Raw genomic sequence first — 12,756 nt, 5'->3', positions numbered from 1 at the left:
AATGTCAAACGCGGCGATGGCGTGTGGCGTTGCACAAAAACATTGTCAGGATGGTTTCTTTACGCATAAGGTTGGCGTGGGAGATCAGGGAGGATTAAACACTATGGCCGGGAATAACGCGCCCATAACCATCAAAAAATACGCCAACAGGCGGCTTTATAACACCGCGACCAGCGCTTACGTGACGCTGGATGATCTGGCGAAGCTGATCAAGCGTGGTGATGACTTCAGCGTACAGGATGCGCGCAGCGGCGATGATATTACCCGCTCTGTCCTCACGCAGATTATTGTCGAGCAGGAAGGAAAGACCGGCGAAACATTGCTGCCGGTCTCGTTCATGCGGCAACTGATTACATTTTATGGTGATCCGCGTCAGCGAGCGGTGCCGGGATTTCTAGAGGATTCCATGCAGACATTTGCAAGTCAGAAGCCCGGCACGGAGCCACGGGCATGACCATGCATCACTGTCGCCTCTGAAGTGTGTCAGGGGAAAAGCGGAAACCGGTTTCCGATAAGACAAACGAAATAAGACGCTGCAGACATAAAAAAGGCCGGTCAAACCGGCCTTTTTTTAAAATCAATGTAGAAGACTTATGCTTCTGCCTTCGGTGTCAGAACCTGGCGGCCACGGTACATGCCTGTCTTCAGGTCGATGTGGTGCGGGCGGCGCAGTTCGCCGGAGTTCTTGTCTTCAACGAAGGTAGCAGACTTCAGGCCGTCAGCAGAGCGGCGCATACCGCGCTTGGACGGGCTTGTTTTTCTTTTTGGAACGGCCATTTCAAACTCCACTTGATCGGTCAGGCCCTGCCGGACAGCCAATCATCAGGCCGCAAGAAACAGGGTTCAATTTTGTAATTTTGGCGCGCTTATACATGCGTTATGCCCACTTGACCAGTCCCCGGACGTATTTTTTGACGTCCTGGCAGCCAGCCCATATTACGTAAGTTTCGCGCAAGCTTGCGTAATACGGCGAAGCGCTTCGCCCAGTTCCTCTTTCGATGTGGCATAGGATATGCGGAAGAACGGCGATAGTCCGAATGCAGAGCCGGGTACAACGGCTACATGTGCCTCGTCCAGAAGATAGGCGCAAAATGCCCGGTCACTCTCAATCACCACGCCGTTCGGCGTTGTGCGGCCAAGCAAGCCGCCGCAATGGGCAAAGGTGTAGAATGCACCTTCCGGCACCCGGCAGGTGATTCCGTCGATGGCATTGAGTGCGGACACGACCAGATCGCGTCTTTCCTTGAAGCTCTGCGTACGTTCGGCCAGAAAGTCCTGCGGGCCCGTCAGCGCCGCCAGTGCGGCAGCCTGACTAATGGAGGAAGGGCACGAGGTCGCCTGGCTTTGCACCACCGCCATCGCTTTGATTAGCGCTGCAGGCCCACCGGCATAGCCAATGCGCCAGCCGGTCATGGCGTAGGCCTTGGACACGCCGTTCACCGTCAGAGTACGGTCCGCAAGTTTCGGCTCCAGGGCAGCGGGCGTGACGAAATCAAAATCGTCATAGACGATGTGCTCGTACATATCGTCGACCATCAGCCACACATGCGGATGGCGCAGCAGCACATCCAGCAAAGGGCGGTAGTGTACAGCACTATAAGCGGCACCGGATGGGTTGGAGGGCGAATTCAGCATCACCCAGCGTGTTTTGGGTGTAATGGCTGCTTCCAGTTGCGCGGCCTGCAGGCGAAATCCGGCGTCAGCATGACATTCGATCAGCACCGGTTCCCCCTCACAGATCCTGACAATGTCGGAGTAGGAGGTCCAGTAGGGCGTGGGGATGATAACCTCGTCGCCCGCATCCAAGGTCGCCATCATGGCATTGAACAGGATCTGCTTGGCACCTGTCGCCACCGTGATCTGGTCTACGCTGAGAGCAAGCCCGTTTTCACGCGCAAACTTGTCGGCAATTGCCGCCTTTAGCTCCGGTGTGCCATCGAGAGCGGTATATTTGGTCTGCCCCCTGCGCATGGCGTCAGCCGCTGAATCCTTGATGAAATCCGGCGTATCGAAGTCCGGCTCACCGGCACCCAGAATGATAACGGGCGCACCAGCCCGCTTCATGGCGCTGGCGCGTGCGCCAATCTGCAGGATTTCCGATACACCGAGTGTGGCAATGCGAGAGGCGGGCCGAAACCCCGCCTCGTTTGCGGTGACAGCCATTCGTTTTTCCTATTCAATATCGAAGGAAACGCCCTGCGCCAGCGGCAGGGATTTCGAATAGTTGATGGTGTTGGTCGCCCGACGCATATAGGCGCGCCACGCATCCGAACCCGATTCGCGGCCACCGCCGGTTTCTTTTTCGCCGCCAAAGGCACCGCCGATTTCCGCGCCTGACGTGCCGATATTGACATTGGCAATGCCGCAATCGGAGCCATCGGCGGAGAGGAACCGTTCGGCCTCCTGCATGTCCAGCGTAAAGATGGAGGAAGACAGGCCCGCGCCAACCGCATTGTGGTCAGCCACGGCTGCATCAAAGTCCGTATACTTCATCACGTAGAGAATGGGCGCAAAGGTTTCTTCCGTCACCGGGGATACCTGTGCGGGCATTTCCACCAGCGCCGGCTGAACATAGAAAGCCTTGTCCGATCCGAGATCAACCCTGTCCCCGCCTGTGACGGAACCGCCTGCGGCCTTCGCAGCATCAATGGCCTTCTGCATACCTTCATAGGCGGCTTGATCCACAAGCGGCCCGACCAGTGCCGTGCTTTCCAGCGGGTTGCCGACCGATACGCTTTCATAGGCCTTTTTCAAACGCGGAACGAGCGTGTCATACACGCTCTCATGCACGAACAGACGGCGGAGCGTCGTGCAACGCTGGCCAGCCGTGCCCATGGCACCGAAGGCGATGGCGCGCAGCGCCATATCCAGATCGGCAGAGGGGCAGACGATACCGCCATTGTTGCCGCCCAGTTCTAGAATCGCGCGGGCAAAACGCTTGGCCAGACGGGGACCGACATCACGGCCCATCCGGGTGGAACCGGTGGCGGAAACCAGCGGCACCTTGGGGTGATCGACCAGCACTTCCCCAACAGCGCGGTCGCCGATCAGCACCTGAGACAGGCCCTCGGGCGCCTCGCCAAAGCGGGCCAGCGCACGCTCCAGAACGGCCTGCGATGCCAGTGCGGTGAGCGGTGTTTTTTCCGATGGTTTCCAGATGACGGCATTGCCACACACCAGCGCCAGCGCTGCGTTCCACGCCCAGACGGCAACAGGGAAGTTGAACGCCGAGATAATGCCGACAACGCCCAGGGGATGCCAGGTTTCCATCATGCGGTGGCCGGGACGCTCTGTGGCAATCGTCAAACCGTAAAGCTGGCGGGACAGGCCGACGGCGAAATCGCAGATGTCGATCATTTCCTGCACTTCGCCGAGGCCTTCGGAGGGAATCTTGCCTGCTTCGATAGAGACAAGGCGTCCGAGATCGGCCTTTGCGGCGCGCAGTTCCTCGCCCAGCAACCGGACCAGTTCGCCACGGCGCGGGGCAGGCACCAGACGCCAGGCGCGGAAGGCCGCATCGGCCTTTTCGATCATGGCGGCGGCTTCATCAGCCGAATGGCTTTTCAGGCTCGCGATCTGCTCTCCGCTGACAGGGCTGAACGACGCCATCGTGCCGCCCGTATACAGAGCCGAATCCACGCCCAGCTTTGCCAGAATTGCGGCGGTTTCGTTTACGACATTCACCTTGGTAGAAGCATCCATAATTCTTTCCTATCTCGTTTATGGGGAAGCATAATCTTGGTCGATCCTCGCTTCACGCCGGTCGGATTATGCGTTCGCCGAAAGACACGGTGCCGAGATGCCCCGGCGATGTCATTGATTTGAGCCCTGCGGCGAGGGTCTTGATCTCTTGAGGGGTGTATTGATTGTAAAAAGGCTGGTTCTTGCGGCCGATGGCATGTTCGGCGCTGAAACTTCCATTGAACTCCTCGACCGCGACGGCAAACACGAACGTGCGCAAGCGTTGCTCGAAGGTGGGGTCGTTCCAGTGTTCGCTGTCTTTGGGAACCACCAGATTGAAATGCACGCCACCGTCGCCGATATGGCCGAAATCGCAGACAGTGACGCCTGAAAAATGGTTGGGCAGATCCGCCTTCATACGCGCGCAGAACGCCATGATATCGCCGCGGCGGAATGACAGATCAAACGCAATCAATCGTCCAAGGTGCTTGACCCCCTCCGAGAGGGCATGGCGCAAAGCCCACATGTCGTGGGGTGGGCCGATGAACGCATCGCTGAGCGGCGCATCGGAGGCTTCCCATATGTCAGCCAGCACACTTTCCAGCACATCGTCCAGCGACTGCTCGCCCGCACGCGGTGCCCAGGTGCGGCTGATTTCCGCCAGAATCACATAGTCTGGTATTAAGCCGCCCTGAAAGGGATTGCGAAGGCTGGGCACATGGGCAAGGGCTGCCGCAACCGCATCTTTCGACATGCCTTCAAACGCTGAGAGATAGGCCCCGAGCCGGTCTTCCATCGCTGTCAGCAACGGCAGGACGCTTGAGCTGCTGGCCGGTACCAGAAACGCTGTTGCCGTCTGTTTTGGCAGCCGTTCCAGCGTCAGCACGGCATCGGTCACCACACCGAAGGCACCGGACGTGCCGATAAAGATCTGCTTCCAGTCCACGCCGGTATTGTTCTTGCGCAGGCTGGATGTAAGGTCCAGCACGGTGCCGGTATCATCCGCCAGCACCACCGTCAGCCCGAGTGTATTGCGCCGCACATCGCCGTATTTCAGAAAGCGGGAGCCGCCCGTATTGGTGGCCAGCATTCCGCCGATACGCGGGTCGGCACCAAGGTCGATCGGGAAAAACAGGCCATGCGGCTCCAGCCGCCGGTTGATCTCTGAAAGCCGGAACCCGGCATCGACATGCAGAGATCTGTTGTCGAGATCGAGGTCAAACCGGCTGGTCATCCGGTCAAGACTGAGGACAACCTGCGCGCCGCTCTCATCCGGCGTGGAGCCGGAAACAAGACCCGTATTGCCCGCCTGCGGCACCACGGCCAGCTCATGCGCCACGCAATAGGCAAGCGCTGCCGATACCTCAGTGGTGCTTGCAGGGCGCAGCACCAGAGCCGCCTTGCCCGTATCATAGCGGGCCCCGGCCTCATAAGCGGCACGGTCGTTTGCAGACGTCACCACGGCCTTGTCGCCAAGCAGCGCAGTCAACGCGGCGATATGCGCGTCCAGACTCATTCCGCCGCGCTTCGCGCCAAAGATGCCGACAGACTTGCATCAATCGAGTCCTGCTCGATCTGCGCATAATGGTCAAATTCGTTCAGCACCCGAGCCCCCAGATCATCCTCGAATCGTTGCTGGTTGGGGCTTGCGGTAAAGTCCTGTGCCTGATCATCCCCCAGATTGGACTGGAATATACCCGCTGCACTCACCGGAAGAAAGTCTTCATAGACAATCGGGTCAAACGTCACGAGCCCATCGGCAATCAGAGTTTCAAGGTCGCCGTCCAAGACCACACCTTCGGCGGCCCCCGTCAGCCGGTAGCTGAAATAGCCAAGCTTCTGGAGGCGGATTTTGTCCCAGCTATCGGGAAAAGGGGTGAAAGCCTGTTTCAGTGCCGCCGCGTATTCTGCCGCATTGGAACCATCCGCCGCCGGGCGGACAATGGCGCGGGACGCCGTCAAAAGCTCATCATACAAGGCGCGACCCTTTGGCGTTAGTGCGATGCCGCGTTGTTCGATTTCGCCGAACCGCGCCGTGTGGGACCCAAGCTTCCAGTTGCCATCGCTATCGCGGAACGAAACCGGTTCTTCCAAAGCCTTGAATGATGTCTGACGCAGCAGGATAGGGCATTGCCGTGTTGGCGGTCCTTCAACCACGGCTTTCGGGGCAATGCCGTAATCCGGCATCTGCGTCTGTACCGCATCGATATCCAGCGTGCGCGGTGTCAAATGGTTGATGTGCGGACCCTTGAACGAAACCACGTCGGCAATCAGCCGGTGCGCATCGTGCAGCCGTTTGTACATCGGACTGTCAACATTGGCACGGTCATGCCAGCGGAAGGTTTCGAGCGCTTCCGCTACGAAGGTTTCCGCATCGGCTGCATTCAAGCCGCCTTCGGCTTCCGCTTTCTCAATCAGGGCCAGCGCGCCGGGCGTGAAAATCTGCCGTGCATCGAGAATGACCTTGGCCTCTGCGCGCAGCGTTTCATCGGCAATCAGATCCAGCCGCAGCAGCGAGGTGAAAACGCGGAACGGGTTGCGCTTCAGGCTGGCATCTCCCACGGGGCGGAAGGCTGTGGAGTGCACGGGCACGCCGGCTTCGGACAGATCGTAATAGCCCACCGGCCACATGCCCATGACGGCAAACAGGCGGCAAATCGTGGACAGTTCCTGTGGTGTGCCAAGGCGAATGGCGCCGTGACGCTCTTCGGATATGCGCTCCAGCGAATCGGTTTCCGTCAGCGAGGTGCGCAACTTGTCATCGGCCTCCAGCGTTGCAGCGTTCACCTTGGAAACGAGTTCCATCAGCGTGCCGTAAGCCGGAACCTCGTCTCGGTACATGGCGGACATGGCGCGCGAGAAAGCTGCACGAATCTCGTCAGCCGGTACAAAATTATTTGCTTTCACTGTCGTGGCCCTCGCAGTATGGATGGTTGGAGCGCAGATCATTCGTGTTTTAGATCATATGCCGGTTTAACCCGTCTTGGCAGCGCTGTTTTCGACTATAGTCATGCGAGGATGGAATGAAGTTAAGCCGCAGACTGGTGCCGGACGTTACCACGCTGCAAGCGTTCGAGTGTGCGGCGCGCCACGGCAGTTTCACACAGGCCGCGACAGAACTCAACCTGACCCAAAGCGCCGTCAGCCGCCAAATCAAGGATCTGGAAAGCCAGCTTGGCGTGTTGCTGTTCGAGCGCGTGCGCCAGCGCGTCATTCTGTCGGCCATGGGGCAGAAGTTTCTGCCCGAGGTGCGGCGTCTCCTCAATCTGACGGAAGAAACCATGGTGCGGGCTATGGCGTCAGCGCGGTCGGAATCCACGCTGTCCATCGCCACCCTGCCCACGTTTGGCAGCCGCTGGCTCACCCCACGCCTGCCAGCCTTTCTGCGCGATCATCCGGGAACGGTGCTGAATGTCGCCTCCCGCTCCAACCCCTTTGATTTCGAGGAGGAGAATTTCGATCTCGCTATTCACTACGGCCAGCCGATCTGGGCGCACGCCACCTGCACCTATCTGTGCAGCGAAATCATCGTGCCTGTTGCCTCTCCGTCAATGGTGGCGGACAACAGCATGGCAACCCCGCAGGATCTGGAGGGGCAACCCCTGCTGCACCTGGCCACCCGTCCCAAAATGTGGGCGCAATGGTTCGAGATGAATGGGACGGACCTCAGCACCGCCTATAGCGGCCATCGGTTCGATCAATTCTCCATGGTGATCGAGGCGGCGGTCGCCGGTCTCGGCTACGCGCTGTTGCCGCGTTATCTGATCGAGCAGGAGCTGGAAGCAGGTCGTTTACACGTGCTGTTCGACAGGCCCATGCAGACGGAAAACAGCTACTATCTGGTGGTGCCGGAAGGAAAACTGGAAAATACCGTCAGTCAGGCATTTCGCGCCTGGATCACTAAGCAAGTTAGTCAGAATACGCACTTGATATAGGGACCGGACCCCTGTGCCCTGCGCTCCACGATCCGGGACAGACCTGAAAGTCCGCGACCGGGTTTGGCAGGTTTGCGCGCGATCGGATTTGGCAGTGACACCGCTAGCAGGGCTGCCTGACGGCGGCTGAGTTTGGCGGCGGATACACCGAAATGATGCTGTGCGGCGGCTTCGATGCCGTAAATGCCTGGGCCCCATTCGGCTATGTTCAGATAGATTTCCATAGTCCGCCGCTTGGTCCAGACAAAATCGGCGACGATTGCCAGAGGCAATTCCAGGGCTTTACGCACGAACGAGCGGCCATTCCACAAAAACAGGTTCTTGACCGTCTGCATGGGAATGGTGCTGGCACCGCGTGAAGGGCTGCCATCCAGCGCGCTGCCGATCACGTCGTTCATCTGCACCCAATCCACCCCGTCATGCGCGCAGAATTGCCCGTCTTCCGACATCATGACCGATTGAACCAGCACAGGCGCGATATCTTCAAACGGCACCCACTGCCTGTCATAGCCCCGCAACAGCACGAAGTCGCGTATCATCAGCGTGGAAACCGGTCTTACCCCGTCAATAGCGTAGAAGAAAATCAGCACATAAGGGAGAAACACCAGCACGAGCAGAGCCTTCAGTCCGGTCCGCACATACGATATTCGGCCCCGGCGCATTGTGAAAAGGCCGTGGACAGGCATCGTCGTTTCCTCGCGTGTCTCCGGTGCAACGTCCAACTGCAAACCTGTGGTTCCAAAGCGTGTCTGTGGCTTCATAGCGGTCCACACAATGCTTTGCCAGCAAGGGCGGGCAAAAAATCGCACCGTGCGGTTATATTCCAGATTGCAACTGAACGGCCTGTCATGCCACACAGCCCTATGACCGAGTTGAGCACACAGTTTCTATCACGTTTGAAATCCCACGCGGCAACTGTGGAAGGGGAACTGGAGCGGCTTCTGTCCTCAACTCCTTTTGCCGATGAGATTGCGCGCCCCGAACGCCTTTTGAGCGCTATGCGCCATGGTGTGCTGAACGGGGGAAAGCGCCTGCGCCCCTTTCTGGTGATGGAAACCGCCGCTTTGCTGGGCGGCAATCCGACAGCGGCCCTTCGTGTTGCCGCGGCGCTTGAGTGCATCCACTGCTATTCCCTTGTGCACGACGATCTGCCCGCCATGGACAATGATGATCTCAGACGCGGTCAGCCGACCGTTCATATTGCCTATGATGATGCTACGGCAATCCTGGCCGGTGATAGTCTGTTGACGCTCGCCTTCGACACCGTGGCTGCGCCCCAAACGGCGCTACCGGACGCGCAGAAGGTTGCGCTGGTGCTGGCATTGTCGCGCGCCGCAGGGCTTGGTGGCATGGCAGGTGGACAGGCGCTCGATCTGGCCGCCGAAGTCACGGCACCGGACGAGGCGGGTATTCGTACGCTGCAATCCATGAAGACCGGAGCGTTGATCCGCTTTGCGTGTGAAGCCGGCGCCATGATTGCCGACGCGCCGCAGCATCGCCACACGCTGCGCCGCTATGGTGAAACCATCGGTCTTGCGTTTCAGCTTGCCGATGATCTTCTGGATGTGACTGCCGATAGCGCCACCATGGGCAAGGCCACCGGCAAGGATGCCGCACGCGGCAAGGGAACGCTGGTGTCCCTGCACGGCGAAGCGTGGGCACGGCAGACCCTTGAAACGCTGGTGAACGACGCGTGTGCGTTGCTCGAACCGTTTGCGGGAAAGGCCGATATGCTCAAACAGACCGCGTACTTTGTGGCGGAGCGTAGAAACTGAATCCATGACGTTGACGGCGATGGTTCCGGCATTCAATGTACGGGACGTTAAAAGGATTGAGTCCGTGAGCGATATCAGCAGTTTTTATCATAGCATTCTGGCGGTTTACGCAGCCTATATCCTGCTGATCCTCAGCCCCGGTCCTGCGACCTTTGCCATTATGAGCGCATCGATGGCGAGAGGACGCAAGGCGGGTATCGCAACGGCTCTTGGCATTTTCGCAGGCTCATTCACCTGGGGCTTGTCGGCAGCCTTTGGTCTTGCCGCCATTTTGAAAACCTACGGTTCGGCTCTTGAAATTCTCAAGATATTCGGTGGGCTTTATCTGTTGTATCTGGCCTATAAGGCATTTCGGGCTGCACGAACTGTTGATGCACCAATGACGGTTGGTGCGGTTTCTACCAGCGATATGCCAATGAAAACATATTTTCTGCGCGGCTATGCGATCCATCTCACCAATCCGAAGGCGATTTTTGGCTGGCTGTCCCTGATTGCGCTTGGGGTGCCACAGGGCGCCCCCGCCAGCATCACCTTCGTCATCGTTGGCGGTTGCATGGCGCTCGGCTTTACCGCGTTTATGGGATACGCCCTGTTGTTTTCCACCCACAGGGCAGCGGCGATCTACAGATCGCTGCGCCGCTGGATCGAGGGGACAATGGCCGGTTTTTACGGTATCGCGGGCTTGAGACTGCTGACTGCCCGGCTGTAGAGCATTTCCGCCTTGCTTCGAAACGCAAAAACGCTCCACCTGTTTGTTTTACGCATTTCCGGACGTAAAACCGCTACGCACTTTTGCGGGGAATACTCAAACTACTCGGCGGCTGCCTGACCCGCGGTCAGCCCAAACCGCTTTTCGATGTAATCTGCCACCAGCGCTTCAAAATCACCGGCAATGTTGGGGCCGCGCAGTGTCATGGCTTTCAAACCATCAATGAAAACCGGGGCAGATGGGGTTTCACCGGTGCCGGGAAGCGAAATGCCGATATCGGCATGTTTGCTCTCGCCGGGACCGTTGACGATGCAGCCCATGACGGCCACCTTCAACTGCTCGACGCCGGGATATTTCTGCCGCCAGACGGGCATGTTCTTGCGAATGTCGCTCTGAATTTTCTGCGCCAGCTCCTGAAACACGGTGGACGTGGTGCGCCCGCAGCCGGGACACGCCGCGACGACGGGGATGAACTGGCGAAAGCCCATGACCTGCAACAATTCCTGCGCCACCTGCACTTCGGTCGTGCGCGCGCCACCGGGATCGGGGGTCAGTGAAATACGGATCGTATCGCCAATGCCCTGCTGCAACAAAATGCTGAGCGATGCCGCAGACGCCACAATGCCCTTGCTGCCCATGCCCGCTTCGGTCAGGCCGAGATGCAGCGCATAATCGCAGCGCGAAGCCAGAATGGCGTAAACGGCAATCAGGTCCTGCACATTGCTGACCTTGGCGGACAGGATGATGCGGTCCCGTCCAAGACCGATGTCTTCCGCCAATGCGCCGGAATGCAGAGCGGATTGCACAATTGCCTCGCGCATGACCTGTTGCGCTGTCAGGGGAAAGCCTTTGGCCTGATTGTCGTCCATCAGGCCGGTCAACAGTTCCTGATCGAGAGACCCCCAGTTGACGCCGATACGGACAGGCTTGTTGTGTTCAATCGCCTTTTCAATGATATCGCCGAACTGCTTGTCCTTCTTGTCTTTAAAGCCGACATTGCCCGGATTGATACGATATTTCGCCAGCGCTTGCGCGCAGGCGGGATGATCTGCCAGAAGCTTATGGCCAATATAGTGGAAGTCGCCCACCAGCGGCACGTCCATGCCAAGGCGCAAGAGCCGGTCGCGCACATAGGGTACGGCGCGCGCACTTTCGTCCCGATCCACGGTGATGCGAACGATTTCAGAGCCGGCTTTATGCAGTGCTGCGACCTGCGCAACAGTGGCGTCGATATCGGCCGTGTCGGTGTTGGTCATGGACTGGACGACAACGGGCGCACCGCCACCGACCATTATGCCGCCGACATCTACGCCGACAGAGGACCTGCGGGGTTTCGGGTCAAAATCGAAAAATGACATCAAAGCCTCATTGAACGCGTCGTCTGTGGCACAAATACCAGCGTTTTTCCTTCTTCAGGTGGAGGATGTTGTGTGTGTTGTCAACACCACCTGCCTGCGACCATGATGCATAATTGCGTTGGTTTAACGACAGTCATCCCTTGAGGAAGGTTATTCCTGCGGCGAAAAGTCTGCGTGGCGCGCGTGGTGAGACAGCACGAGCACGATCAGAAGAAGGACGGGGACAGCGGAGAACACAACGGCCAAACCCGTATGTTCCGCCACGAAGCCGATGGTCGAAGGCGCAAAGAGCAAGCCGGAATACCCCATGAAGGTTGCAACCGACACGCCAATGCCGGGGGCGAGACCCGGAATATTGCCGCCAGCTGAAAAGATGATCGGCACGATATTGGCGATCCCGAGACCTGCCAACGCAAAACCGGCAACAGCAAACCCGGCGTTTGGCGCAAGGCCTGCGAGCGTCAGGCCGATCAGCGCGAACACGGCGCTGACGCGCAACGTGCGCACTGCGCCAAACCGGTCCCGCACCAGATCTCCCGCAAATCGCATGATGGCCATTGTGGCTGAAAACGCCGCAAACGCGAAGCTTGATACTGCGACCGATGCACCGAGTTCGTTGCGAAGATAAAGCGCGCCCCAATCCAGCACCAGACCTTCCGGTATCATCGAGAAAAGGGCCATCATGCCAATGATCCAGGGTAGCGGATTGAGAGGCAGGCGTAGCTTTTCATGCGTGACGTCGCTGTGCGGCGCATCGGCAAACAGCTTGTTCCACGCCAAGGCAACCATGGCTGCGCAGGCGATTGTAACGAAGACGGCATGCACCAACGCCCCAAAATGAGCCAGCAAGACGCCGCCGGTCGCGGCACCCAGTACACCACCCAGGCTCCAGAAGCCGTGGCATGAGGACATGATGGCACGGCGCATCGACTTTTCGACAGCAACCGAGTTGCTGTTCATGGCGACATCCATCGCGCCAACAAACCCGCCGAAGAAAAACATGGCAATGCAGGCAAGACCCAGGTTCGGCACCAGCGTCATCATCAACAGCATGGGACATGCAATGACGGAGGTTATGCGGACAAGCGAACGGGAGCCGTAGCGCGAAATAAACGCACCGGTGACCGGCATTAGAATCAAAGACCCGACGCCGAAAACCAGTATCAACAAGCCAAGGGTGAACTCGGATATCGCCAACCGCTCCTTCAGTTCGGGGATTTTGGGTGCCCAACTGCCGACAATAAATCCGTTCATTAAAAACAGCAGGGACACGGCCAGCCGTGGGGGCGGCATGGGCA

General features: G+C 58.5%; 11 protein-coding genes and 1 pseudogene. 4 read left to right on the top strand and 8 right to left on the bottom strand.

All coding sequences use genetic code 11. The features are described 5' to 3' along the window. Window positions 1–103: 103 nt before the first annotated feature. Window positions 104–430 (top strand): annotated as a pseudogene (gene phaR / locus IFT84_RS19575) (polyhydroxyalkanoate synthesis repressor PhaR); the annotation flags it as partial. 161 nt (window positions 431–591) lie between these two features. On the opposite strand, the gene rpmF reads toward phaR, so the two are convergent. The 5 genes from rpmF to hglS form a co-directional block, all read right to left on the bottom strand. Further along, window positions 592–777, bottom strand: coding sequence for a 50S ribosomal protein L32 (rpmF, locus tag IFT84_RS19570; protein WP_192122306.1), 186 nt, complete (start codon window positions 775–777; stop codon window positions 592–594). Between the two features lie 159 nt (window positions 778–936). Continuing rightward, window positions 937–2,163: a pyridoxal phosphate-dependent aminotransferase gene (locus IFT84_RS19565; protein ID WP_192122305.1), complete on the bottom strand. Its 1,227-nt coding sequence runs from the start codon at window positions 2,161–2,163 to the stop codon at window positions 937–939. A gap of 9 nt (window positions 2,164–2,172) precedes the next feature. After that, the gene (gene amaB / locus IFT84_RS19560; RefSeq protein WP_192122304.1) at window positions 2,173–3,702 is read right to left on the bottom strand and encodes an L-piperidine-6-carboxylate dehydrogenase; all 1,530 of its coding nucleotides are present in this window, start codon (window positions 3,700–3,702) and stop codon (window positions 2,173–2,175) included. Window positions 3,703–3,754: 52 nt separating this feature from the next. Continuing rightward, entirely contained in the window at window positions 3,755–5,197 is a 1,443-nt protein-coding gene (locus IFT84_RS19555) for an FAD-binding oxidoreductase (RefSeq protein ID WP_192122303.1), read from the bottom strand. After that, window positions 5,194–6,588 (bottom strand): 2-oxoadipate dioxygenase/decarboxylase HglS, encoded by a 1,395-nt coding sequence (gene hglS / locus IFT84_RS19550; RefSeq protein WP_192122302.1) that lies wholly within the window; start codon window positions 6,586–6,588, stop codon window positions 5,194–5,196. The genes IFT84_RS19555 and hglS overlap by 4 nt, the downstream gene beginning before the upstream one ends. A 116-nt stretch (window positions 6,589–6,704) precedes the next feature. On the opposite strand from hglS, the gene IFT84_RS19545 reads away from it, so the two are divergent. Continuing rightward, window positions 6,705–7,616: a LysR family transcriptional regulator gene (locus tag IFT84_RS19545; protein ID WP_192122301.1), complete on the top strand. Its 912-nt coding sequence runs from the start codon at window positions 6,705–6,707 to the stop codon at window positions 7,614–7,616. On the opposite strand, the gene IFT84_RS19540 is transcribed toward IFT84_RS19545, so the two are convergent. Beyond that, on the bottom strand, window positions 7,595–8,278 hold the full coding sequence (locus tag IFT84_RS19540) for a transglycosylase domain-containing protein (protein ID WP_446737629.1): 684 nt from the start codon (window positions 8,276–8,278) through the stop codon (window positions 7,595–7,597). The two genes, IFT84_RS19545 and IFT84_RS19540, sit on opposite strands and share 22 nt — an antisense overlap. A 186-nt stretch (window positions 8,279–8,464) precedes the next feature. On the opposite strand from IFT84_RS19540, the gene IFT84_RS19535 reads away from it, so the two are divergent. Together IFT84_RS19535 and IFT84_RS19530 are read left to right on the top strand one after the other, a co-directional pair. Further along, complete coding sequence (locus tag IFT84_RS19535) at window positions 8,465–9,391, top strand: polyprenyl synthetase family protein (protein WP_446737627.1); 927 nt, start codon at window positions 8,465–8,467, stop codon at window positions 9,389–9,391. Between the two features lie 64 nt (window positions 9,392–9,455). Further along, a complete protein-coding gene (locus tag IFT84_RS19530; protein WP_342212896.1) occupies window positions 9,456–10,100 on the top strand; it encodes a LysE family translocator in 645 nt (214 codons plus the stop codon). 101 nt (window positions 10,101–10,201) lie between these two features. On the opposite strand, the gene ispG is transcribed toward IFT84_RS19530, so the two are convergent. Next, a complete protein-coding gene (gene ispG, locus IFT84_RS19525; protein WP_192122298.1) occupies window positions 10,202–11,461 on the bottom strand; it encodes a flavodoxin-dependent (E)-4-hydroxy-3-methylbut-2-enyl-diphosphate synthase in 1,260 nt (419 codons plus the stop codon). Window positions 11,462–11,608: 147 nt separating this feature from the next. Beyond that, the gene (locus tag IFT84_RS19520) at window positions 11,609–12,751 is read right to left on the bottom strand and encodes an MFS transporter (protein ID WP_192122398.1); all 1,143 of its coding nucleotides are present in this window, start codon (window positions 12,749–12,751) and stop codon (window positions 11,609–11,611) included. Between the last annotated feature and the right edge of the window lie 5 nt (window positions 12,752–12,756).

Source organism: Rhizobium sp. CFBP 8762 (genome assembly GCF_014841565.1).
Taxonomy (GTDB): Bacteria; Pseudomonadota; Alphaproteobacteria; order Rhizobiales; family Rhizobiaceae; genus CFBP-8762.
This window is presented reverse-complemented; position numbering and strand designations above follow the sequence as displayed.

What these genes read in the sequence shown, in the direction of transcription:
- IFT84_RS19555 (WP_192122303.1), bottom strand. Translation starts at nt 5,197, where the DNA reads ATGAGTCTGGACGCGCATATCGCCGCGTTGACTGCGCTGCTTGGCGAC.
- IFT84_RS19520 (WP_192122398.1), bottom strand. Translation starts at nt 12,751, where the DNA reads ATGCCGCCCCCACGGCTGGCCGTGTCCCTGCTGTTTTTAATGAACGGA.
- IFT84_RS19545 (WP_192122301.1), top strand. Translation starts at nt 6,705, where the DNA reads ATGAAGTTAAGCCGCAGACTGGTGCCGGACGTTACCACGCTGCAAGCG.
- amaB (WP_192122304.1), bottom strand. Translation starts at nt 3,702, where the DNA reads ATGGATGCTTCTACCAAGGTGAATGTCGTAAACGAAACCGCCGCAATT.
- IFT84_RS19565 (WP_192122305.1), bottom strand. Translation starts at nt 2,163, where the DNA reads ATGGCTGTCACCGCAAACGAGGCGGGGTTTCGGCCCGCCTCTCGCATT.
- rpmF (WP_192122306.1), bottom strand. Translation starts at nt 777, where the DNA reads ATGGCCGTTCCAAAAAGAAAAACAAGCCCGTCCAAGCGCGGTATGCGC.
- IFT84_RS19540 (WP_446737629.1), bottom strand. Translation starts at nt 8,278, where the DNA reads ATGCGCCGGGGCCGAATATCGTATGTGCGGACCGGACTGAAGGCTCTG.
- IFT84_RS19535 (WP_446737627.1), top strand. Translation starts at nt 8,465, where the DNA reads ATGCCACACAGCCCTATGACCGAGTTGAGCACACAGTTTCTATCACGT.